The organism is Amycolatopsis japonica (genome assembly GCF_000732925.1).
Lineage (GTDB): Bacteria > Actinomycetota > Actinomycetes > Mycobacteriales > Pseudonocardiaceae > Amycolatopsis > Amycolatopsis japonica.
The window spans coordinates 2815053-2836212 of the sequence record NZ_CP008953.1 but is presented as its reverse complement, the minus strand read 5'-3'; the positions used below and the strand labels follow the sequence as shown (position 1 = coordinate 2836212).

18 protein-coding genes are annotated in these 21160 nt (G+C 68.2%); 10 read left to right on the top strand and 8 right to left on the bottom strand.

The genetic code is table 11. From position 1 onward, the window contains the following. Positions 1 to 7: 7 nt before the first annotated feature. The 3 genes from AJAP_RS13510 to polA all read right to left on the bottom strand — a co-directional run bounded on the left by AJAP_RS13510 (position 8) and on the right by polA (position 6658). Positions 8 to 2245, bottom strand: a complete 2238-nt coding sequence (locus tag AJAP_RS13510; protein ID WP_038511299.1) for a serine/threonine-protein kinase — start codon at positions 2243 to 2245, stop codon at positions 8 to 10. Continuing rightward, positions 2242 to 3846, bottom strand: coding sequence for a S1 family peptidase (locus AJAP_RS13505; RefSeq protein ID WP_038511296.1), 1605 nt, complete (start codon positions 3844 to 3846; stop codon positions 2242 to 2244). The genes AJAP_RS13510 and AJAP_RS13505 overlap by 4 nt, the downstream gene beginning before the upstream one ends. 70 nt (positions 3847 to 3916) lie before the next feature. Next, on the bottom strand, positions 3917 to 6658 hold the full coding sequence (gene polA, locus AJAP_RS13500) for a DNA polymerase I (protein ID WP_038511295.1): 2742 nt from the start codon (positions 6656 to 6658) through the stop codon (positions 3917 to 3919). 62 nt (positions 6659 to 6720) lie between these two features. Between polA and AJAP_RS13495 the strand changes: the two genes are divergently transcribed. Then, the gene (locus AJAP_RS13495) at positions 6721 to 7149 is read left to right on the top strand and encodes a PaaI family thioesterase (protein WP_038511292.1); all 429 of its coding nucleotides are present in this window, start codon (positions 6721 to 6723) and stop codon (positions 7147 to 7149) included. Between the two features lie 76 nt (positions 7150 to 7225). Beyond that, positions 7226 to 8194 (top strand): LysR family transcriptional regulator, encoded by a 969-nt coding sequence (locus AJAP_RS13490; RefSeq protein ID WP_038511290.1) that lies wholly within the window; start codon positions 7226 to 7228, stop codon positions 8192 to 8194. Here AJAP_RS13490 and AJAP_RS13485 read toward each other — a convergent pair. Further along, the gene (locus AJAP_RS13485; RefSeq protein ID WP_038511288.1) at positions 8160 to 8972 is read right to left on the bottom strand and encodes an alpha/beta hydrolase family protein; all 813 of its coding nucleotides are present in this window, start codon (positions 8970 to 8972) and stop codon (positions 8160 to 8162) included. The two genes, AJAP_RS13490 and AJAP_RS13485, sit on opposite strands and share 35 nt — an antisense overlap. Before the next feature lie 438 nt (positions 8973 to 9410). Here AJAP_RS13485 and AJAP_RS13480 point away from each other — a divergent pair, with 438 nt between their 5' ends. The 5 genes from AJAP_RS13480 (at position 9411) to AJAP_RS13460 (ending at position 14257) form a co-directional block, all read left to right on the top strand. Then, complete coding sequence (locus tag AJAP_RS13480) at positions 9411 to 10565, top strand: branched-chain amino acid ABC transporter substrate-binding protein (protein ID WP_038511285.1); 1155 nt, start codon at positions 9411 to 9413, stop codon at positions 10563 to 10565. A 111-nt stretch (positions 10566 to 10676) separates the two neighbouring features. Next, positions 10677 to 11648, top strand: coding sequence for a branched-chain amino acid ABC transporter permease (locus tag AJAP_RS13475; RefSeq protein ID WP_038511283.1), 972 nt, complete (start codon positions 10677 to 10679; stop codon positions 11646 to 11648). Continuing rightward, positions 11645 to 12784 (top strand): branched-chain amino acid ABC transporter permease, encoded by a 1140-nt coding sequence (locus tag AJAP_RS13470; RefSeq protein WP_038511280.1) that lies wholly within the window; start codon positions 11645 to 11647, stop codon positions 12782 to 12784. The genes AJAP_RS13475 and AJAP_RS13470 overlap by 4 nt, the downstream gene beginning before the upstream one ends. After that, on the top strand, positions 12781 to 13554 hold the full coding sequence (locus AJAP_RS13465; RefSeq protein ID WP_038511278.1) for an ABC transporter ATP-binding protein: 774 nt from the start codon (positions 12781 to 12783) through the stop codon (positions 13552 to 13554). The genes AJAP_RS13470 and AJAP_RS13465 overlap by 4 nt, the downstream gene beginning before the upstream one ends. Beyond that, complete coding sequence (locus AJAP_RS13460) at positions 13544 to 14257, top strand: ABC transporter ATP-binding protein (protein WP_038511275.1); 714 nt, start codon at positions 13544 to 13546, stop codon at positions 14255 to 14257. The genes AJAP_RS13465 and AJAP_RS13460 overlap by 11 nt, the downstream gene beginning before the upstream one ends. Positions 14258 to 14302: 45 nt before the next feature. Here AJAP_RS13460 and AJAP_RS13455 read toward each other — a convergent pair whose 3' ends face one another. Beyond that, positions 14303 to 14836 (bottom strand): hypothetical protein, encoded by a 534-nt coding sequence (locus AJAP_RS13455; RefSeq protein ID WP_038511273.1) that lies wholly within the window; start codon positions 14834 to 14836, stop codon positions 14303 to 14305. After that, the gene (locus AJAP_RS13450) at positions 14833 to 15414 is read right to left on the bottom strand and encodes an ATP-binding protein (protein WP_228694931.1); all 582 of its coding nucleotides are present in this window, start codon (positions 15412 to 15414) and stop codon (positions 14833 to 14835) included. The genes AJAP_RS13455 and AJAP_RS13450 overlap by 4 nt, the downstream gene beginning before the upstream one ends. A 38-nt stretch (positions 15415 to 15452) precedes the next feature. Between AJAP_RS13450 and AJAP_RS13445 the strand changes: the two genes are divergently transcribed. Next, on the top strand, positions 15453 to 16274 hold the full coding sequence (locus AJAP_RS13445; protein WP_084098138.1) for a LysR family transcriptional regulator: 822 nt from the start codon (positions 15453 to 15455) through the stop codon (positions 16272 to 16274). A 140-nt stretch (positions 16275 to 16414) separates the two neighbouring features. After that, positions 16415 to 16708, top strand: a complete 294-nt coding sequence (locus AJAP_RS13440) for a DUF6506 family protein (RefSeq protein WP_038511268.1) — start codon at positions 16415 to 16417, stop codon at positions 16706 to 16708. On the opposite strand, the gene AJAP_RS13435 is transcribed toward AJAP_RS13440, so the two are convergent. Beyond that, positions 16705 to 17184, bottom strand: coding sequence for a MarR family winged helix-turn-helix transcriptional regulator (locus tag AJAP_RS13435; RefSeq protein WP_038511266.1), 480 nt, complete (start codon positions 17182 to 17184; stop codon positions 16705 to 16707). The two genes, AJAP_RS13440 and AJAP_RS13435, sit on opposite strands and share 4 nt — an antisense overlap. A gap of 83 nt (positions 17185 to 17267) precedes the next feature. Between AJAP_RS13435 and AJAP_RS13430 the strand changes: the two genes are divergently transcribed. Then, positions 17268 to 17909: an FMN-dependent NADH-azoreductase gene (locus AJAP_RS13430; RefSeq protein ID WP_038511263.1), complete on the top strand. Its 642-nt coding sequence runs from the start codon at positions 17268 to 17270 to the stop codon at positions 17907 to 17909. A 1-nt stretch (position 17910) separates the two neighbouring features. On the opposite strand, the gene AJAP_RS13425 is transcribed toward AJAP_RS13430, so the two are convergent. Further along, entirely contained in the window at positions 17911 to 21045 is a 3135-nt protein-coding gene (locus tag AJAP_RS13425; protein ID WP_228694930.1) for a TIM-barrel domain-containing protein, read from the bottom strand. Between the last annotated feature and the right edge of the window lie 115 nt (positions 21046 to 21160).

The window sequence follows — 21160 nt, the reverse complement described above, 5'->3', positions numbered from 1 at the left end:
TCCCCTTTCACACCAAGGTCACCGGTCTCACCGAATTCGCGAGATCGATCAGCACGTCGTGCGCCTCCGGCGAGGGCGCGTGATGGGCGAGCCGCCGGTACGACCTGTCCAGCACGGTGCGGGCACCCGTCTCGTCCGCGCGCAGGATCTCGCCGTCGGTGATCCCGTCCTGCCCGAGCAACACCCCCGCCAGCCCGGTCTCCCGCACCGCCGTCACGAGCCTGTCGAGTGCGTCGCCGTCGAGGTCCAACGCGGTCAGCCGGACGACGGCGTCGTCGAGTTCCGCGGACGCCGGGAGGTCACCCGTCTCCGGCATCGGCGCGGACAGCACCCGCACGCCCGCGATCCGCGCCGCCTCGTCGTAGCGCGAGAATTCCGGGACCTGGTCGAGGATCTCCACGGCGGCGGCACGGTCGCCTCGTGCCAAGCGGACCCGCGCGAGCCCGAACGCCGCACTGACCTGCGCCCGGTCCCGCACCCACAAGGCGTCGTAGTACCGTTCGGCGGCGGCCGCGCCGTTGAGGTGCTCCTCGCAGAGCCCCAGTGCTAGTTTCGGCGGCTCCTCGCCGGGGATGTCGCGGTACACGGCGGTGAACTTCTCCTTGGCCGCGGCGAAATCGCCCTCGCCGAGCGCGAGCAGACCTCGATGCCACGCCACCCGCCAGTCGTGGGCGGCGCGCTCCCCGAGCAGCCGTTCGGCCTCCGCCACCGCCAGCGTGCCTTCGATGACGGCCCCGAGTTCCAGCTGCGCCCGGCACCGGCGGAATCCGACCTCCGGCGAACCGGTCACCTTGTCGAGTTTCTTCAGCAGCCGCGCCGCGTCGGGCGCGCGGACGGCACGGAGGAAGTTCGCCTGCGGATCGTCCGGATCCTCACGCGGCACCGGCAGCCCGAGGGCGATCTCCACGGCGGACGGCCGCGCGCCGAGCGAGACGGGCGTCCCGCGCGTCCAGTGCTCCAGCGGCGGCGCCTGACCGAGGCCCGCGTCGAGCAGCACCGCCCCTTCGGCGAACAACGTCGATGCACCGGGCCGGTACTGCTTGTCCCGCAAGGAAAGGATCTCGTCGAGTACGCCGTCGAGCTGGACCAGCATTTCGCGCGCGGTCGCGAATCGCTGTTCGAACGGCGCGGTCGCCCGGTCGAGGACGCGGAGGAACGACTCGATGCCGAACCGGACACCGCGCGCGTCGGTGGTGACCGACCAGCCGTCGCTGGCCTGGAAGAGTTCCCGCAACGTCACGCCGACGGTGTGGATGTCGGACCGGACGGTGAGACCGTGGGTCGCCCGTTCCTTCGGGGTCACCTGATAGTGCTCGGTGCCGACGATCGGGCTTTCGTCGTCGTCGATCTTGCGGATGGCGCCGAAATCGATGAGCTTGATCCGCTTCTCGCCGTGGATCACGTTGTCCGGCTTCATGTCGCAGTACAGCAGGCCTTCGCCGTGCAGGTAGTCGAGCGCGGTCAGGATCTCGCGCCCGTACCCCACGACGTGCTCGACCAGCAGCCGTCCCTCACCGGAGTCCAGCCCGGCCCGGCGGCGGTTCTTGACCTCCCGCAGGGAAAGACCGTCGACGAACTCCATCACGATGTAGCGGAAGTCGTCGTGCTTGACGACGTCGAGGATCCGGACGATGTTCGGATGATCCAGCGCGGTGAGCACCTGGCTCTCGGTCTCCGCGATCCGGACGGCGGCGGTGTTGTTCGTGTTGATCAGGCCCTTGAGCGCGACGTACCGGTCGCCGAGCCCGGAATCCGTTGCCAGATAGACGAATCCGAGCCCGCCGCGGGCGACACAGCCGAGCACATGGTAGCGGCCGTCGACCACGTCACCCGCCGAGAGCTTGGGCGAGAAGGAGAACGGCGTCCGGCAGACCGGGCAGAACCCTTCGGCGGGCGCGGGCCCGCCAGCGACCGAGCGGCCGACCGGGGTGGCCGTGCACCCGTGCTTGCCGCAGAACCGTTCCTCCTCCGGGACATGCGGCTCGGTGAGCAGGCGGCTCGCGACCTCCGGGAGTTCGACGACGGGCAGCGGGGCCCGATCGTCCGTGCCGGCGTGGCCCGCGATCTGCTGGGCACGGGTGGCCACCGTGCTGGTGATCCTCGTCGGCGCCTCACCGGGGCCGGGGATCACCAGGGTCGGTTTCCCCGGTGACTCTTCCGGAGTGCCGGGCGGCAATCCGCAGATCTTGCAGAAGCCGGTCTTGCCCAGCACACCCGGGCAGCCGTCCTGTCCGCAGGCCGTCATCCGTCGATCCGTTTCCGTACGGTGTCCGCGTAGCGCTCGACCGCGGCCGCCGCGGCCGTGAGGTCGCACTGTCCTTCGAAGAGCATCCGCCACGCGGGAGCGTAGGCGGCATCCAGTTCGACGTCTTCGACGAGCCCGCCGTTACGGGCCATCTCCCCGTACGCGTCGAGCCGGGCGCGCAGTTCCGCGCGCCGGGCGAGGTTTTCGCCGAGGAGGCGGCGCAGGTCGCGAGCCCGATCGACGGTCTTGGCCACGGCACGCTCAAAGACCGGAAGCTGCCGTTTCACCCAATCCGTGTCACCGTCCCGCTCCGCCGAACGCAATTGCGTCAGCGCGCCGCGCAGCCGCCGCTCCTTCGGGTGAACGTGCGGGGCGTCGGAGAAGCGGGGCGCGTCGCTCGCGTTGTCCTTCTCCAGCTTGGCGAGTTCACCCAACCGGGTTTCCAGGAGGGCGAGCCTGCCCTCGATGTCGTCCTCGTCCGCGGGCAGCACGTCCGTGCTCGACCGGACCACGCTCACTCCCGGCGAAGTCGCCTCGCGGAACGCCAGCGCGAGCCGCAGCCCGAGTTCGTGCGCGCGCTGGGCCAGGGGCACGAGCACCTCACCGACGAGCTCGTCGGGTTCGGCGGCCTCGTCGATCCCGTAGACGACGACGGTACGGGCGGAACCGTGCCGGCCGGCGGGCGAATCCGCGGCGACGTCGAGCCGGTCGGAGATGCGGCGGCGCACCTCGTCGGCGGTCTTGCCGATCGCGTCGACGGCGAGCACGACACTGCCCACCGGCGGCACCGTCGGCCCTGTCGCGGTCCGGCCGGCGCCACGTTCGCGATCGGCGAGGACGACGGCGCGCCGCAAGGAGGCGGCGACGGCGGAATCGTCCTGTCCCATGATGATCACCCGGACGTCGGCCCGGCCGTGCCCGCCGAGCCAGCGGGCGAATTCACGCGCGAACCGTGGGTCGAGCGCGGGCGGCTCCGGGTACTGCACGAAACCCGGGTCGATCGCAGGGCTGCCTTCGGCCCAGCGGCGCAGTTCCGGCAGGTAACCGAGCATGGTCTCGACCGGGATCATCCAGGAGACACGGGCGGCCTCGGTCGCGTACCGGGTCGCGACCATGCCGACGACGTGGCCCGTCTTGTCGGCGATCACCGCGGAACCGCTGAAGCCGTGGGTGATCGGCTCGGCGTCGGGATCGCGGTGCAGCTGGACGCGTTCGAGACCGTGCCCGCCGTCGCCGACGACTGTCGCCAGCGACCACATGCCGTCCGAACCGCACGGGAAGCCGTACGCCCGGACGCGCTGGTCGTCTTCGAGGGCGGTCCGGTGGAGCGGGGCGCCGGAGATCTGTTCCTCGGGTTCACGCAACCGGAGCAGCGCGATGTCCCCGCCGTCGTCGCCGATGGGCGCCGCCTGCGCGACGATCGTGGCGATTCCGGGCTCCACACCGGGAAGCGCCACGAAATCCACCGTGACACCGTCGAGGCCTTCGATCACGTGAGCGCAGGTGAGGAGGTGTTCGCCGTCGAGCATGGTCCCGGCGCCCAGGATCCGCCCACGATGATCGCGCAGCCGCACCCGCCAGCGTCTGCGCTCGGAAGTCACGCGAAAGACCCTACCGATCGTGAGTGGTGATGACGGTCGGAACCGTCATCACCACTCACGAGGCGTAACGCTAATGCGCGGCGTCGTTCCAGGACCGCCCGTACCCGACGGAGACCTCGAGCGGGACCGCCAGCTCGTAGGCCGAACCCATTCCCTGGCGCACCAACGCTTCCAGCTGCTCGCGTTCGCCTTCGGCGACCTCGAGAACGAGCTCGTCGTGGACCTGCAGCAGCACGCGGCTCTTCAATTTCGCCTCGGTCAGCGCCTTGTGCACGTTGAGCATGGCGACCTTGATGATGTCGGCCGCGCTGCCCTGGATGGGCGCGTTGAGCGCCATCCGCTCGGCCATTTCCCGGCGCTGCCGGTTGTCACTGTTGAGGTCGGGCAGATAGCGGCGGCGGCCGAAGATAGTCTCGGTGTAGCCGACCTTCGCCGCGTCGCCCACGACCGAATGGAGGTAATCGCGCACGCCGCCGAAGCGGGAGAAGTACGCCTCCATCTGCTCTTTGGCTTCCTCGGTGGAGATCCGCAGCTGCTGCGAAAGGCCGTACGCCGAAAGCCCGTACGCCAGGCCGTACGACATCGCCTTGACCCGGAACCGCAGCTCCGGCGTGATCTCCTCCGGCGGCAGCGAGAACGCGCGCGACGCCACGAAAGTGTGCAGATCCTCGCCGCTGTTGAAGGCCTGGATCAGGCCCTCGTCCTGCGAAAGGTGCGCCATGATCCGCATTTCGATCTGGCTGTAGTCCGCCGTCATCAGCTCGGCGTACCCGTCGCCGACGACGAACGCGTCGCGGATGCGGCGGCCTTCTTCGGTGCGGATCGGGATGTTCTGGAGGTTCGGGTCGACCGACGAGAGCCGCCCGGTGGCGGCGATCGTCTGCAGCAGCGTGGTGTGGATGCGGCCGTCGTCGGCGACCGACTTGATCAGACCCTCGACCGTGGTGCGCAGGCGGGTCGCGTCCCGGTGCTCCAGCAGATGCTGCAGGAACGGGTGCTCGGTCTTCTCGAACAGGCTCTGCAGCGCCTCGGCGTCGGTGGTGTAGCCGGTCTTGGTGCGCTTGGTCTTCGGCATGCCGAGCTCGTCGAACAGGATGACCTGCAGCTGCTTCGGCGAACCGAGGTTGACCTGCTTGCCGATGACCGCGTACGCCTCCTCCGCGGCCTGCGTCACCCGGCTGAGGTAATGCGCTTCCAGGTCGGTCAGGTGCTCGATGTCGACCGCGATACCCGCCGCTTCCAGCCCGGTGATCACCTGCAGCAACGGCAGTTCGAGCTCGGCGAGCAGCTGCGCGCCGCCCAGTTCTTCGAGCTCCTTGGTCAGGGCGCCGGCGAGCTCGGCGACCGCGCGGGCCTTGACCAGCTCGGCCTGGATCTCCTTCTGCTCCATGTCCTCGGCGCCGCCGTCGAGCAGCGAAAGCTGCCCGTCCCCGGTGTCGGCCTCGGACCGGAGCTCACGGTGCAGGTACCTCAGGGCGAGGTCGTCGAGTTCGAAGGTGCGCTGGCCGGGACGGACCAGATACGCCGCGAGCACGGTGTCCATGACGAGCCCGGCGAACGTCCAGCCTCGTGCCTTGACGGCGTGCAGGGGGGCCTTGAGCTCGTGACCGATCTTCTGGATCTTCTCGTCGGCGAGCCAGGCCGTGAGCGCCTTGTCGTCCTCGGCGTCCATCGCGGTGACGTCGACGTACGCGCCTTCGCCGTCCGCGGCCGCGAAGGTGATGGCCTTCAGGTCCGAGCGGACCGAGGCACCGGTGGTCCGGAACGCCAGGCCGACCGGCTTGTCCGTGCCGGTGTGCGCGGACAGCCATTCGGTGAGGGCGCCCGGCGCGAGCTTCGAACCGCTGACCTCGAAACCCTCCTCGGCCTCGGGCTCGGCGCTCTGCAGAGTGGCGAAGAGCCGGTCTCGCAGGACGCGGAACTCGAGCTCGTCGAACAGCGCGTGGACGGCCTCGCGGTCCCACGGGCGCAGCTCGAGCATCGTCGGGCCGAGCTCCAGCTCGACGTCGCGGATCAGCTCGGTGAGCTGGCGGTTCAGCATCACCGCGCCGAGGTGCTCGCGCAGCGCGTCGCCGACCTTGCCCTTGACCTCGTCGACCCGGTCGATCAGCTCGTTGAAGGAGCCGAACTGCCGGATCCACTTCGCGGCCGTCTTCTCCCCCACGCCGGGGATGCTGGGCAGGTTGTCCGAGGGGTCGCCACGCAGCGCGGCGAAGTCCGGGTACTGCGCCGGCGTGAGGCCGTACTTCTCCTCGACCGCCGCCGGGGTGAACCGGGTCATCTCCGACACGCCGCGCTTCGGGTACAGCACGGTGACCTGGTCGGTCACCAGCTGGAGCGCGTCACGGTCGCCCGTACAGATGAGGACGTCGAAACCTTCGGCGGTCGCCTGTGTCGTGAGCGTGGCGATGATGTCGTCGGCTTCGTAGTTCTCCTTGGTCAGCGCCGGGATGCCGAGGACCCTGAGCACGTCCTCGACCAGCCCGACCTGGCCCTTGAACTCGTCCGGGGTGCTGCTGCGGTTGGCCTTGTACTCCGCGAACGTCTCCGACCGGAACGTCTTGCGGGAGAGGTCGAACGCCACCGCCAGATGGGTCGGCGCCTCGTCGCGCAGCAGGTTGATGAGCATCGAGGTGAACCCGAAGACCGCGTTCGTCGTCTGCCCGGTCTTCGTCTTGAAGTTCTCCGCGGGCAGCGCGAAGAAGGCGCGATACGCCATCGAATGGCCGTCGATCAGCAGCAGTTTGGGCCGCTCGGCCTGTGCGGTGGCGGGTGTGGCGTTGGCAACGGTCGTGTTCTCACTCGGGCTCACGGGAGCGAGTCTAGGGTGAGGGTCTGACAGTCCTACCTGTCGTGTCGTTTAAGGAGCTCTGTGTGACCGAACAAGCCCTCGAATCCTTCGCCGGGATCGACCCGGCCTTCGCCGGACAGCAGCTCAACGACAAACTCGGGCTCGAGATCAGCGAATTCGGTCCCGAACGCGTCGTGGGCAGCATCCCGGTAGAGGGCAACCTCCAGCCCTACGGCCTCCTCCACGGTGGCGCGAACGCCGTCGTCGCGGAAGCGCTCGGTTCGATGGTCTGCGCGCTCAACGCCGGCACCGACAAGGCGACGATGGGGCTCGAGCTTTCGTGCACGCACCACCGGGCGGTCCGGTCCGGGCGGGTGACCGGTGTCGCGACGCCGGTGCACGTCGGACGCGGGACCGTGACCGCCGAGATCGTGCTGACCGACGACCAGGGGCGCCGGTCGTGCACGGCGCGGCTGACCTGTGTGGTGCGGGAGCGGCCGCCGGGCGCCTGAGCGCACCGGAAGTCCGTGAAGGCCCCCTTCATTGCGCCTAGGTACATGAAGGGGGCCTTCACGTACTTTGACAGACGTGGATCTCGACACTGCCCAGGTGCGCGCGTTCGTCGCGACCGCCGACCACGGCCATTTCGGTCGCGCGGCAGAATCCCTGTTCCTCACCCAGCAAGCGCTGTCGAAGCGGGTCCGGAAGCTCGAGGACGCCCTGTCCGTCCAGCTCTTCCGCCGCACCAACCGGTCCGTCGAGCTCACCGCCGACGGCGACCGTTTCCTCCCGCACGCGCGCGAGCTGATCCGCGCGGCCGACGCCGCCGTCGCCGCGATGGGCCTTCAGGACCGCCCGCCCCGCCTCGACGTCATCGATCCACGTCTCTCCCCGATGTACATGTTGCGCCGCATCGCCCAGCGGGATCCGGCGCTGGCGGTCGAGCGCGTCGCCGGACGCGGGCTGGCCAACGCCCTCGACCCGCTGGTCCGCGGCGAGATCGACCTCGCGTTCGGCCGCGTCGCGGACCTCGGCCGCGAAGTGCCCGCCGAACTCGAACACCGGCTCGTCCGGCTGGAACCGCTGGTCGCCCTTCTCGCGCCGGAACACCCGCTCGCGCACAACGATGTCCTGAAATTGTCCGATCTCCGGCACGAGGGCATCTGGATTCCGCAATTGGGCGGCCCGGTCGAATGGCTTTCTTATTTGCAACGCCTATGCAAAGAATTCGACGTCCCGATCGACGACTCCGGGGTCAGCTACGACCTCCGGCACACACTGGAACAGACGCGCTACGGAAAGCAGCGGGTCACTCTCGCCGGCGCCGACATGGACCTCGCGTCCGACCTGAATCTGCGAGTCCTGCCGTTCGAGCCGTCGCCGCTGTTCCCGTGGTCGGTGGTGTGGCGCCGCGGCGAAGGCCCGGCCCTGCGGCGCCTGCTGGCGCTCGCGGGCCGGACCAGCCACGAAGAAGGTTGGTGCGCCTACGATCCCGACCGATCGTGGCTGCCGGACGACGACCTCAAACAGCTAGGTGCCGGGCGAACCAGCGCGTGAGCTCGGCGTCGACCAGCTTCGCGTGCTCGGTCTGCGGAGCGGGTTCGAGGCCAGGGGCCTCGGCGAATTCGTGCGCCATCCCCGGGATCGTGACGAGCTCGGATCGCCGCTCCCCCAGCGCCTTGTGCAGGGCTTCGGCCGGTTCGGTGATCGAGACGTCGTCCTCCTCGCCGATGACGAGCAGGATCGGCGCGGTCAGTTCGTCAGCCCGCCGCACGTAGTCGTACTCGTTCGCGACCGCACGGGACCGGTCCGACCAGGGATAGGTGACGTCGTAGACCCGCTCGTTCGCCGCGATCACCGGCGCCAGCTGGGTCACCGGGTTCACCAGCGCGGCGGCCGCCACGTCGATCTCGGCGTGGGTCAGCATCTGCAGCGCGACCCCGCCGCCCTGCGAACCGCCGACCAGCCCGACCGGACCGTCCTCAATGGACAAGCGGGAGCGCAGTTCCGCCACCGCCGCCGGGAACTCCGCCTCGACCTGCCTGGTGAGCGGTTCGACGACGTTGAGCACGTTGTCCTCGCTCGCCAGCCGGAAGAAGCCCTCGAAACCGCCTTCGGGGAACCGTTTCCCGGTCAGCGGCAACCCCAGGTGCACCCGCCACGCGTGCAGGTCCCTCATCGGCAGCGCCGCCGCCATGGCCGCCTCGCTGAACGGCGCGCCCAGCAGATGCCAGGTCAGCACCAACGGTGCCGGACGCCCACCGTCCGACGGCGGCAACGCCACGAACGGAACTCCTGCTGCCACGCCTTCGATCGCTTCGGTACTCATCGTCATGGGAACAGCTAATCGCGAGGTCAGGGCCGAGATCCAACAGCCGTTCGGACCGCCGTGACAACCATCGGTTGTCATGCTGCCGAAGGAAGAGGGGGCACCGTTGACGCCCTTTGGGGCAGCATTGCTACGACGAACGGCCGCCCTCGAAGGAGCTGAAAAAGCGCAAGATACGCGGCCGAAACACGATCATTACCCACGAGCATGATCGACGTGGTAGCGGTGAATCCCCAGCGTGACCAGCGAAGACTCGCCAACCGGCAACATTCGCCTTTTCGTGCAATTCGTTCTGGTTTCGACCGTCACGATGTGGACACAGAGTGATGGGCGTCTGGGCAGATCATGGCGTAGGGGGATATCTTCCTGCCCTAACCTAGCCCCTGTGTCGGGGGCAACGCCTACCGGCGGCTGGTTGGTCATGGGAGGTAGTCGGTGTCAGGAGTGCGTTTTGGACGGGTTTTCGCCGTCGCGGCGGCTGCGTCGCTGGCGCTGGCGGGCTGTGCCGGCGGCAGCAGCTCGTCCGGCAGCGGTGACAGCAGCACGCTGAAGATCGGGTTCATGGGTGACCTCACCGGTGAGAACTCCGGGATCGTGATCCCGCCCCGCAACGGCGCCAAGCTCGCTATCGACGAGTACAACAAGACGAACCCGGCGACGAAGCTGGAGCTCAAGGAATACGACAGCCAGGGCAAGCCCGAGCAGGCGACGTCGCTGATCGCGACCGCCGTCGGCCAGGACAAGATCACCGCCCTGATCGGCCCGGCCTTCTCCGGTGAGTCGAAGGCCATCGGTGGTCAGCTGGAGCAGAACAAGATCCCGAGTGTCTCGCCCTCGGCGACGGGCCCGGGCCTGGCGGCCAACGGCTGGAAGTACTGGCACCGCGTCGTCGCGAACGACAACGACCAGGGCCCGGCCATCGCCAACTTCCTCATCACGGCGAAGTCGCCGAAGAAGGCCTACGTCATCTCGGACGACCAGGAATACAGCGTCGGCCTCGCGGACGCCTTCGAGAAGACCTTCAAGGAGAAGAACGTCCCGGTCGACCGCGACAAGTTCGCCAAGGACGCGTCGGACTACTCCTCGACCGTGCAGAAGGTCAAGGCCGCGAACCCGGACGTCATCCTCTTCGGTGGCTACTACGCCCAGGGCAGCCGTCTGCTCAAGCAGCTGCGTGACAGCCAGGTTTCCGCCACCTTCGCCACCGGCGACGGTTCGCTCGACGCCCAGCTCGTGAGCGGCGCGGGTGCCGCGGCCGCGGAGAAGGCCGTCATCGGCTGCCCCTGCAACATCAAGGACGCCGGTACGGGCGACGAGTTCGTCACCAAGTACAAGGCCGCGTACAACGTCGACCCGGCGATCTACGCGACCGAGGGCTACGACGCGGCGACCGCCATCATCAACGCGGTCAAGGCGGGCAACACCACCTCGGAGAAGATCAACGAGTTCCTGAAGACGATCGACTTCAAGGGTGTCTCGAAGCAGATCAAGTTCAAGGAGAACGGCGAGCCGCAGACGAACGCGATCTACGTCTACCAGGTCACCGGTGGCGTCATCAAGAACCTCGGCGCCTCGACCGAAGCCAAGCTCAACGGCTGACGGAGCAGGTACGAACACCTAACGGAAGCGGGGGCGCTGTGCGAGCACAGCACCCCCGCTTCCCGCAAATGTGGCGAAAGAATCCGCCCCGTCCCGTAAGGCATCCACGTCATGCTTCAAGATCTGCAAGCCCAGTTCCTCGGTAGCACCATCGGCGGACTGGTCGCCGGAAGCATCTACGCCCTCATCGCCCTCGGCTACACAATGGTCTACGGCGTGCTCCGGCTCATCAACTTCGCACATTCCGAGATCTTCATGATCGGGACGATCACGTCCCTGTTCGTCCTGATCAGCATCGCGGGCGGCACCGCCCCGATCACGCTCGGCGTGTTCGGGATGATCGCCGTACTACTGCTGATCATCATCGCTTCGGCCGCCGTATCGGGCGGCGCGGCGGTGTTGCTGGAGCAGGTGGCGTATCGGCCACTCCGCAAGAAGGGCGCGACCCGGCTCGCCGCCCTGATCTCCGCCATCGGCGCCTCGCTGTTCCTCCAGGAGCTGTTCGGCCTGGAGATCATCGAATGGATCACGGGCAAATCCGGCCGTGTGCAACAGAACGCGCCGCGGTTCATCCCGCACGAGGAGCTCTTCCACATCGGCAACGGCGTGGTCCGCACGGACCACGTGTTCGTCATCGTCGGCGCCGTGATCATGATGATCGCCCTCGACCAGCTGGTCAGCCGCACCCGCATCGGCCGCGGTATCCGTGCCACGGCACAGGATCCCGAAGCCGCCGTGCTGATGGGTGTCAGCATCGACAAGATCGTGCGCCTCACCTTCCTGCTCGGTGGCGCGATGGCCGGTGTCGCGGCCGCGCTGTACGTCATGGAGTACGAGAACACCGATTACCGCATCGGGTTCCTCCTCGGTATCAAGGCGTTCACCGCCGCCGTGCTCGGCGGTATCGGCAACCTGCGCGGCGCGCTGCTCGGTGGCATCGTGCTCGGCTTGGTGGAGAACTGGAGTTCCATCTTCTTCGGTTCACAATGGAAGGACGTCACCGCCTTCGTGGTGCTGGTGCTGGTCCTGATGTTCCGTCCCACCGGCATCCTCGGTGAATCGCTGCAGCGGGCACGCGCATGAAGGGCAACGAACAAGTGGCTGAAAAGTCCTCAGAGAACGGAAAGCCCGCGCGCGCCGGGTTCCACCCCGTCGACGGTCTGCGGGATTGGTGGGCCGGTGCTCCGCATTGGCAACGTTATGGCGTGTACCTCGCCCTGATCATCGGCGCGCTGATCCTGCCGGCGCCGGCGATCGGTTCGTTCATGTCGCCGGAATCGGACTGGACCACGGTCCTGATCTTCCCGGTCGGGACGTACATCCTGCTGGCGATCGGCCTGAACATCGTCGTCGGCCACGCGGGCATGCTCGACCTCGGTTTCGTCGCGTTCTTCGCGATCGGCGCCTACACCCTCGCCGTGATGGGCACCAAATACGGCTGGAGTTTCTGGGGAAGCCTCGTCCTCGGCATCTTCCTGGCGGCGATGTCCGGGGTGATCCTCGGCGCTCCGACACTCCGGCTACGCGGTGACTATCTGGCCATCGTGACACTCGGGTTCGGTGAGATCGTCCGCATCACCGCGACGAACACCGACGGCATCGGCGGTGCCCGCGGCATCACCAACGTCCCGCACCCGGAGCCGATGTTCGGGACCGAGTTCCTGCTCGACCCGGCGCCGTACTACTACCTGATCGTGGCGGCGATCGTGATCGCGATCGTCTTCTCGGTGCGGTTGCACCGAAGCCGGGTCGGCCGGGCGTGGGCGGCGATCCGCGAAGACGAGGACGCCGCCGAGCTGATGGGTGTCCCGACGTTCAAGTTCAAGCTGCTGGCGTTCGCCATCGGCGCCATGCTCGGCGGAATGGCCGGTGTGGTCTACGCCAGCAAGGCCGTCTTCATCGAACCGAACAACTTCCCGTTCATCCTGTCCGCGACCATCCTCGCGGCCGTGGTGCTCGGTGGTGCGGGCAACCTGCCGGGCGTCATCCTCGGTGCCTTCCTGGTCGCCTGGCTCCCGGAGCGGTTCCGGTTCCTGTCCGAGTACCGCATCCTGATCTTCGGTGGCGTGCTGGTGCTGATGATGGCGCTGCGGCCGGAGGGTCTGCTGCCGTCGCGGCAGCGCAAGGCGGAACTACGAGAAGGAACGGGCGGGATGGGTGCCATGGGCGCCGAAGTCGCGGGTCCGGATTCCGAGGCTTCGGCGGAGGTGACGAAATGAGCGCACTGCTCACATTCGACAACGTGACGATGCGCTTCGGCGGCGTCACGGCGTTGAAGGAAGTCAACCTCACCATCGACCAGGGTGAGATCTTCGCGCTCATCGGCCCGAACGGCGCCGGGAAGACCACGGTCTTCAACGTGATCACCGGTGTCTACAAGCCGACCGAAGGCCAGGTGCGCTTCGGCGACACCCGGGTCGACGGGATGAAGCGGTTCAAGATCAACCAGGCCGGGATCGCCAGGACGTTCCAGAACATCCGGCTGTTCCACAACATGTCGGCACTCGAGAACGTGATGGTCGGTGCGGACTCGCACCACAAGACCGGCGCGATCTCGGCGACGCTGGGCCTGCCCGTCCACCGCAAGGAGGAGAAGCGGGGCCGCGAGCTGGCGAGGGAACTGCTGGACTTCGTCGGCATCGGCCGGGTGGAGCACCACACCGCGAAGAACCTCTCCTACGGCGATCAGCGCCGTCTGGAGATCGCGCGTGCGCTCGCGACCGACCCGAAGCTGCTGCTGCTCGACGAGCCCGCCGCCGGCATGAACCCGGCGGAGAAGAACTCGCTGCAGCAACTGATCCGCAAGATCCGCGACGACGGCCGCACCGTACTGCTCATCGAGCACGACATGGGCCTGGTCATGCAGATCGCCGACCGGCTGGCCGTGCTCGACTTCGGCCAGAAGATCGCAGAAGGGCTCCCCCACGAGGTGCAGAACAACCAGAAGGTGATCGAGGCTTACCTGGGGGTGGCGGAAGATGCTTCTTGAGGTTCAGGACATCAACGTCCACTACGGGAAGATCGCCGCGCTCAAGGGAATGAGCATCGAGGTCGGCGAGGGCGAGATCGTTTCGCTCATCGGGGCCAACGGTGCCGGCAAGACCACGACGCTGAAGACGATCTCGGGGCTGCGTCCGCTGACCAGCGGCCGGATCCTCTTCGACGGCAAGGACATCTCGAAGACGCCCGGCCACAAACGGGTCGAGCTCGGGATCGGCCAGTCACCGGAAGGCCGGGGTGTGTTCCCCGGCATGACGGTGCAGGAGAACCTCCTGATGGGTGCCTACACCCGCAAGGACGATCTGAAGGCCGACCTCGCCGAGGTCTACGAGCTGTTCCCGCGGCTGAACGAGCGCAAGACCCAGTTCGGCGGCACGATGTCCGGTGGCGAGCAGCAGATGATCGCCATCGGCCGCGCGCTGATGACCAAGCCCAAGGTGCTGCTGCTCGACGAGCCGTCCATGGGCCTGGCGCCGATGCTGATCGCGCAGATCTTCGACATCATCCGCGAGATCAACAAGCGCGGGACCACGGTCCTGCTGGTGGAGCAGAACGCGCAGCAGGCGCTGAAGCTCTCCGACCGCGCGTACGTGCTGGAGACCGGCGAAGTGGTCAAGAGCGCCCGCGGTGCCGAGCTGCTGGACGACCCGCAGGTGCGGGCCGCCTATCTCGGTGGCGACCTGGGCGTCTGACGCCTTTTCGAGGAGGGCCCCGTCGTTTCCGCGGCGGGGCCCTTTTCATGCCAGCTTGATGTCGGTGCCCGTGAGGTTCTTCATGTCGGTCAGCGTCGGACCGCCGAAAGCCCGCAGCAGCACGGGTTTCGCTTCCTTGGGAAGGTCGAAGTAGAGATCGAACTCGACCCGCACGCCGCGTCCCAGTTCGAACTTGTCCGGCTGCCGTTTGATCGTCATCGCCTGGTTGTCGACCGCGATCACCGCGCCGGAATCGGTGATCAGCTGCTGGCGCCGGGTGTCGAAGAGGATGCCGGACAGACCCTTGCCCGTGACCACCAGCCGGAGCCGGACGAATTGCCCCTTCGCTTCGAATTCGGCGTGGCTGCCGGTGAGGCTGGGCAACCCGGCGGCCAGCCCGATGAGGGAGAACTCGGTCTCCCCGTTGAGCGCGGGCGGCAGGTGCAGCGCGGTCTCGTCCGGCCGGACCTCCCGCGCGGGGAGGTCGTAGACGGGTTTGGCGGGCAGCTGCTCCTGCTCGGTGGAGCACCCGGCGAGCAGGACCAGGAGCGAAGCCGCCAGTGTCAGGCGCTTTCTCATCGGACTACCTCCACGCTCAGGTGAGGCCAGTCGCCGGCCTCCGGCAGTCGCAGGGGGCCGATCTCCTGCCCTGGCAGGAAACGCACCGTCGTGCCGGTCGTACCGTCGTCGGTGATCGGCGACAGGTCGGTGACCGGGACGCCGCGTTCGTAACGCTGGGTCCAGGAACCGTTGCGACGCCGGTTGGTGTGCACGAGCCAGTCGCTCAGCGCGGCCACGACCGACACACCGCGGCGCGGATGACCGTCCGGGAGCCGTTGCACCTCGGGAGAATCGAAGAAACGCAGATCCTTGGTCGACATGACCGGCTTCTTCACGAAGCCGCCGTGGCCGTCGGCGCGGGTGTCGGTGCCCCGCCCGTCGTCCGCCACGGAGATCGAGCCGTCGGGATGGACCGTGACGACGGCATGCCCGCCGCCGGTGCTTTCGGCCTCCTCCGCCGCATAGGCGAGCACTTCGAGGACGAGGTGGGGAACGCCGTCGGGAGCGAACTCCCCAGGGTTCCGGCGGATGCGCGCCAGATGGTCGAGATCCACGGAACCGGCCCAGTCGTGCGTGGTGTTGCGCCATTCACTCACCCCGTCGATTCTGCCCGGTCCGGGGCTAATGTGCGGCTGTGGAGTTACGACGTCTTCGATATCTGTGCGCCGTGGTGGAGGAAGGGCATCTGACCCGCGCGGCAGAGCGCCTCGGCATCCGGGCGTCGTCGCTCAGCCAGCAGATCATCGCGTTGGAACGGGAACTGGACGCGACACTGTTCGTCCGCACCCAGGCCGGGATGACACCCACCGCCGCCGCGCTGGCGCTGCTCCCGCACGCCCGGCGGATGCTGGAGGAGGCCGACCTCGGCGCGCGGGCCGTCCGCGACACCGTGGGCCGGCCGCTCCGCATCGGCGTGACGCCGGGCGCGCCGGCGGTCGTGCTTTCCGCCCTGTACGCGGAGGCGGTGGAGATCGACGACCTCTCCGCGGCACGGCAGCTCGAACTCCTCCGCCGCGGCGCGCTCGACGCCGGACTGCTCGCCCTTCCGGAGAACGTGGACGGCCTGCGCGTGGTCATCGTGAGCGAGCGGCCGCTGGGGGTGCTCGTCGCGGACACCCACCCGCTCGCCCGGCAGGACTCCGTGGGCTGGGAGGACCTGGCCGGGCTGGACCTCCTTCTGTACGAACGGGACCTGGCCCCGGGGTATCACGACGCGCTGCTCGCGGACTGCGCGGCGGCGGGCTGGCGGCCGGCTCGCGTACGTTCCGGGCCGCCACGGCGATCGCTGTTCGTCGCCGAACTGCGGTACGGCGGCGAAGTCGTCGCCTTGCGCCCCGAGGAGGAAGCGGCCGAAGGTCTGCGGCGGCTGCCGCTGCGGGACGCGCCTGTCGTCCGGCACGCGCTCGTATGGGATCCGGCGCACGAATCCTCGGAGCGGATCGCGGCGCTCGTATGACGGCGCCCACAACGGATTTCGGCGCCGTTCGCCCGACCTCTCCTGTTCGGTGACGGCGAACGGCCGTTCGGATCCGCCTCGTGGACGACGTCCTCGTTTCGCGATTACCTCACGGTGTTCGAGAACGAAGGAGAATCGTCATGCGACAGTGGGGTTTCGTGTATTTGGCCGACGGCTGCGACCCGGCGCGGGACGTGTCCCGTGTGGACAGTGGGGAATGCCTGACGGTGTTGATCGGGGTCGGCCGCGTGGACCAGGTCGTCGCCGCGGCCCGGCGACTGGTCGACGAAGGGGCGCAGCTGATCGAGCTGTGCGGCGCCTTCGGTCCTGTTTGGACGGCACGCGTGATCGAGGCCGTGGGAAGCGAGGTTCCGGTCGGGAGCGTCATGTACGGCGCTGAAGCCACGGAGCAGCTTCACGACCTGTTCGGCTAGCAGTCGTCGATGTGGACGGATTCGACGCAGGCGGCGGCTTCGGCGTGACCCGCCGCCTGGTACAGCAGGTTGTACAGCGTTTCGCGCTGGCCGTTGTCGAGCGCGCCGAGCACCTCGTCCTCGACTCCGGCGAGGGCGAACTCGGCCTTGACGAGCTGCTTGGCACCGACGTCGGTGAGTTCGACGATATGCCGCCGCCGGTCCTCCGGTGACCGCCTGCGTTCGATGAGGTTCGCGGATTCGAGGTCGTTCAGCAGCCCGACGACGTTCGTGCTGTCCATCTCCAGCGTCTTCGCGAGGTCCTGCTGCGAACAGCCGCCGAGGTCCCGCAGCACGGTCAGCGCGACGAGATGCCGGGGGCGCAGGCCGAGCGGGGCCAGGACGGACTCGCTGCGCAGCCGGATGCGGCGGGTGACGTGGTCGAGCAGCGCGCCGCAGCGGTGCGGGGGCTGGTTCACGACCGGGAGTTCGGACACTCGTCAAGTGTACGTTCCCACATGATGACCACCACAGCATCAATGGTTTGCGTTACACAAACTATCTATGCAAGATGGTACGTATGACGAACCTGCTGCACATCGACTCCAGCATCACGGGCGAGCACTCGACCAGCCGTCGCCTCACCGCGCGGGCGGCCGCGGCCTGGCGTGCGGCGCATCCGGAAGGCACCGTCACCTATCGCGACCTGGGCACCGACCCGCTGCCGCATCTGGACGCGGTCACCAACGTCGCCAGGACGGTGCCGCCGGAGCAGCACACGCCGGAGCAGGCCGCGGCCTGGCGGCTCATCAAGGACCTCGTCGACGAGGTCAAGGCGGCCGACACGATCGTGCTGGGCCTGCCGCTGTACAACTTCGGCCCGCCGAGCACGGTCAAGGCCTGGGTGGACCACCTGATCGCACCCGGGCTGTCGATCGACATGGAGACCAGGGAAGGCCTCCTGGGCGGACGCGATTTCATCGTCCTCGCCGCCCGCGGCGGCGGATACGGCGCGGGCACGCCCCGCGAGGGCTGGGACCACGCGCAGTCCTGGATCCCCCACGGTCTTTCGCTGACCGGGCTCGAGCCGCGGTTCGTCACCGCCGAGCTGACCATGGCGAAGGTCAACCCGGCGATGGCGGACCTCATCCCGCTGGCCGACGAGAGCCAGGCCGAGGCGGAGCGCGCCATCGATGCCTTGTGGACTCCCGTGGCCGCCTGACTCAGCCGATGCCCGCCGCGAAAACGTGCATCGCGCTGTTCGACGGCAAGGTCACCGCGACGACCTCCTTGCCCGCGGTCAGCGGCACGGAGTTCGCGAACACCCGGTACGGCGTGGTCGGATACGCGGCCCCGGTGCGGGTGTTCTTGCCCATCACCGTCGCCACCGTCGTCGCGCCGTACTGAGCGGGGTCGGCGCAGCACCAGTTGGGGAAGCCCAGTTCGGCCTGGCTGGTGCTGCCGTCGGCATAGCGGACGACGACCGTGCCCTTCGCCGTGCCGGTACCGGTTCCGGTCAGCACGAGTTTCGCCCCGGTACCGCGCACCGCGATGGTCTGGCCGGACGCGAGGACGTTGTCCTTCTGTCCCGAACCGGTTTGCGGCCACGTCAGCCGCGCACCGAGCGCCGAGAAGCCCGCGCCCGGTTTGAGCCCTGCCTCGGCGAGGCCCTCCGCCCGGAAACTGCTGCCGCCGCCGTCGATGTCCCCCACCGCGACGTGGGCCGCGTCGGTCACGCCGACGTTGCCGTAGGCTGCGGCCAGCGAACCGTGCGGGACGGTGACCGTCACCGAGTCGGTGACCCGGTTCTCCCCGAGCCGCGCCTTGTACGACGCCGACGCGGTGAGCTGGTAGTCGTCCGGTTTGATGCCAGCGTCCGGCGTCACCTTCACCGGCACACGCACCGTCGCGCCGGGCATCACCAGCCGCGGGCCCGCAGGCACCTCGGCACGGAAGCCAGTGGCGGGCAAGGAGAACGTGACGTCCCGGACCGGCAGCGGTGTGCCGTTGGTGAAGCTCAGCGTGCCCGTCGCGGTCTGCCCGGGACCGGCGACCGCCGGGACGGAGAGGGTGACCGAGCCGTCGCGGTCCTCGGGGAAGATCCCGCCGACCGCGCTCGTGCCGAACAACCGGACGTCCTGACGGTCACCGGCGCCGATCTTGCCGGTCTTGACCCGCGCGACCCCGCCGGTGGCCGGATCGAACCACCAGCCCGACGGCGCCGCGTCCAGTTCGGCCTTGCTGCCGTACTGGCGCAGGACCGAATTCCCGGCCAGTACCGTCGCGGGCTTGCTTCCCGTGTGGACGGTCAACTGGTAGTTCCGCGACGCGGGTTTCCCGGCGTAGGAACCGGAACTGGCCCCGATCCCGACCGTCACCGTGCCGAGCCCGGACGTCGGCGCGTCCACGGTGAAGGTCTGCTCCGCCTGGTCGCCGTTCTTGTACGCCCTGGTCACGCCGTCGTCCTCGGTGAGCGTGAACGAACCCTTGCCCTGCGGGTAGACGTCGAGATCGAGCACGCCCTTGTCCCGCGTCTGCCACGACTTCGTGCCCTCGGCCCACATCGGCACCACGGCACCGGCGCGGACGAACAACGGCAGCGTGTCGAGCGGCGCGTCGTAACCGTCCACAGTGGTCGGACCGGTGTAGGTCTTGCCGCTCCAGTAGTCGACCCAGGTGCCCTTCGGCAGGTAGATGCCGTTGCGGACGGTGGAGTTCTCGTACACCGGCGCGACGAGGAAGTCCTTGCCGGACAGGAACTCGTACTTCGCCTGCTCGCCCCACACGTTCGGGTCGTCGGGGTATTCGAGCGCCAGCGGGCGCACCTGGCCGACACCGGACTTGTGCGCCTCCACCGAATGGCTGTAGGTGTAGGGCAGCAGCCGCTCCTTGAGCAGCAGGTACTTGCGGTTGATCGAGGTGTACGGCTCGCCGTACCGCCACGGCTGCTTGTCCGACGCGGCCCAGCCGTCCATCGTCATCGAGACCGGCAGGAAGGCCTTCCACTGCAGGTCGCGGACGTAGGTCTGCGGGCTGCCGCCGAAGATGCCGTCGATGTCGCCGGTGTTGTACGCGATCCCCGACGTCGTGGCACCGGCGTAGGTCGGGATCTGCCACTTGATGTAGTCGTAGGAACCGGCCTGGTCACCGCTCCACAGCACGCCGCAACGCTGCGCGCCGGCCCAGCTGACCGGCGTCCAGACGAAGCCGCGCGCGTCGCTGTTGTCCTCGATGCCCTTGTGCGCGGTGTCGCAGGCGTCCAGCGCGAACTGGTAGCCCGGGCCGACCCACGCGACGTCGAGTTTGCGGACCCGCACCCCTGCCTTGACCTCTTCGACCTGGTTCGGCACGCCGTTCTCGGTCCACAGGCCCAGCTGCATGTTGTTCTTGCGCAGACCTTCGCCCGTCTGCTGGAGGTTTTCGTAGCCACAGCCGTAGCCGTCGTTGACGAGCATCCAGCCGTTGGGCATGCCGTGCTCGGTGTAGCCCTCCGCGATCTTCACCGCGTCCAGCGTGTGGCGCTCCCCGCGGTTGGCGTTGTGCAGGTAGCAGTCGGCGTCACCGTGTTCGAGCCCGTAGAGCGGTGGCAGGAAAGGCTTCCCGACCAGATCGGTGTAGCCGGTGATGACGTCCTTGAGCCCGTCGCCGACGACGTACGTCGCGTCGAAGCGGCGTTCGTCGTGTGTGGTGCGCACCGGCTCGGTGAAGGCGTAGGTGCCTTGCGCGAAGGTGTTGCGCAGCACGCCGTATCCCGCCGTCGAGGCGTAGAACGGCTGCGAATTCGGGGCCCCGCCGTCGTTCCAGTTGTAGTCGGCGAAGATCCGGATGGTCTGGCCCCGGTGGCTGAAACGGCCGTTCTGCTCGCCGCCGCCGACGAACTGCTCGGTCGCCGTCCGCGCCAGGGTCTGCGTGGTCTGCTTGTCGGTCCAGGACAGCGGCGCCGACTCCTCCCAGAGCCGCTTGCGGTCCGCGCCGTCGTACAACGCCAGGCGCAGCGGATGCTTGTACGCCCGCAACGTCGCCTTGGCCGTGGAAACCGCCCAGTAGTCCCCCTTGTCGGCCGTCTTGGGCGTCACCGGGGCACCGGGGCGCGGCAGCACGATCTTGCTCCCGGCGGGATCGGTGAACGTGCCGTCCGGCGCCAGCCAGACCCGGACGGCACCTTCGGCCGGGAAGCCGACCCGCACCGCGGCGCTTCCCGATTTCAGCGTGACGGTGGGGCCTTCGGTCGAGATCCCGGTCAAATCGCCCAGCTTCCCGGACGCCGCCGCGGCCGGGTCGGCGTGGGCGGCGACCGGGGAAAGCCCGAGAAGGGCCACTGCGGCCAAACAACTCAGGGATTGCGCAACTCTGCTCATTCGAGACACCTTTCGCGCATGAATACGCAATAGGGTCTCTGTATAGCGCACGGTTCGCGCAAAGTCATCCGCCGAAGCGGTGCTGCCGACTTTCGTCGGGTCGCGCGAAGATCCT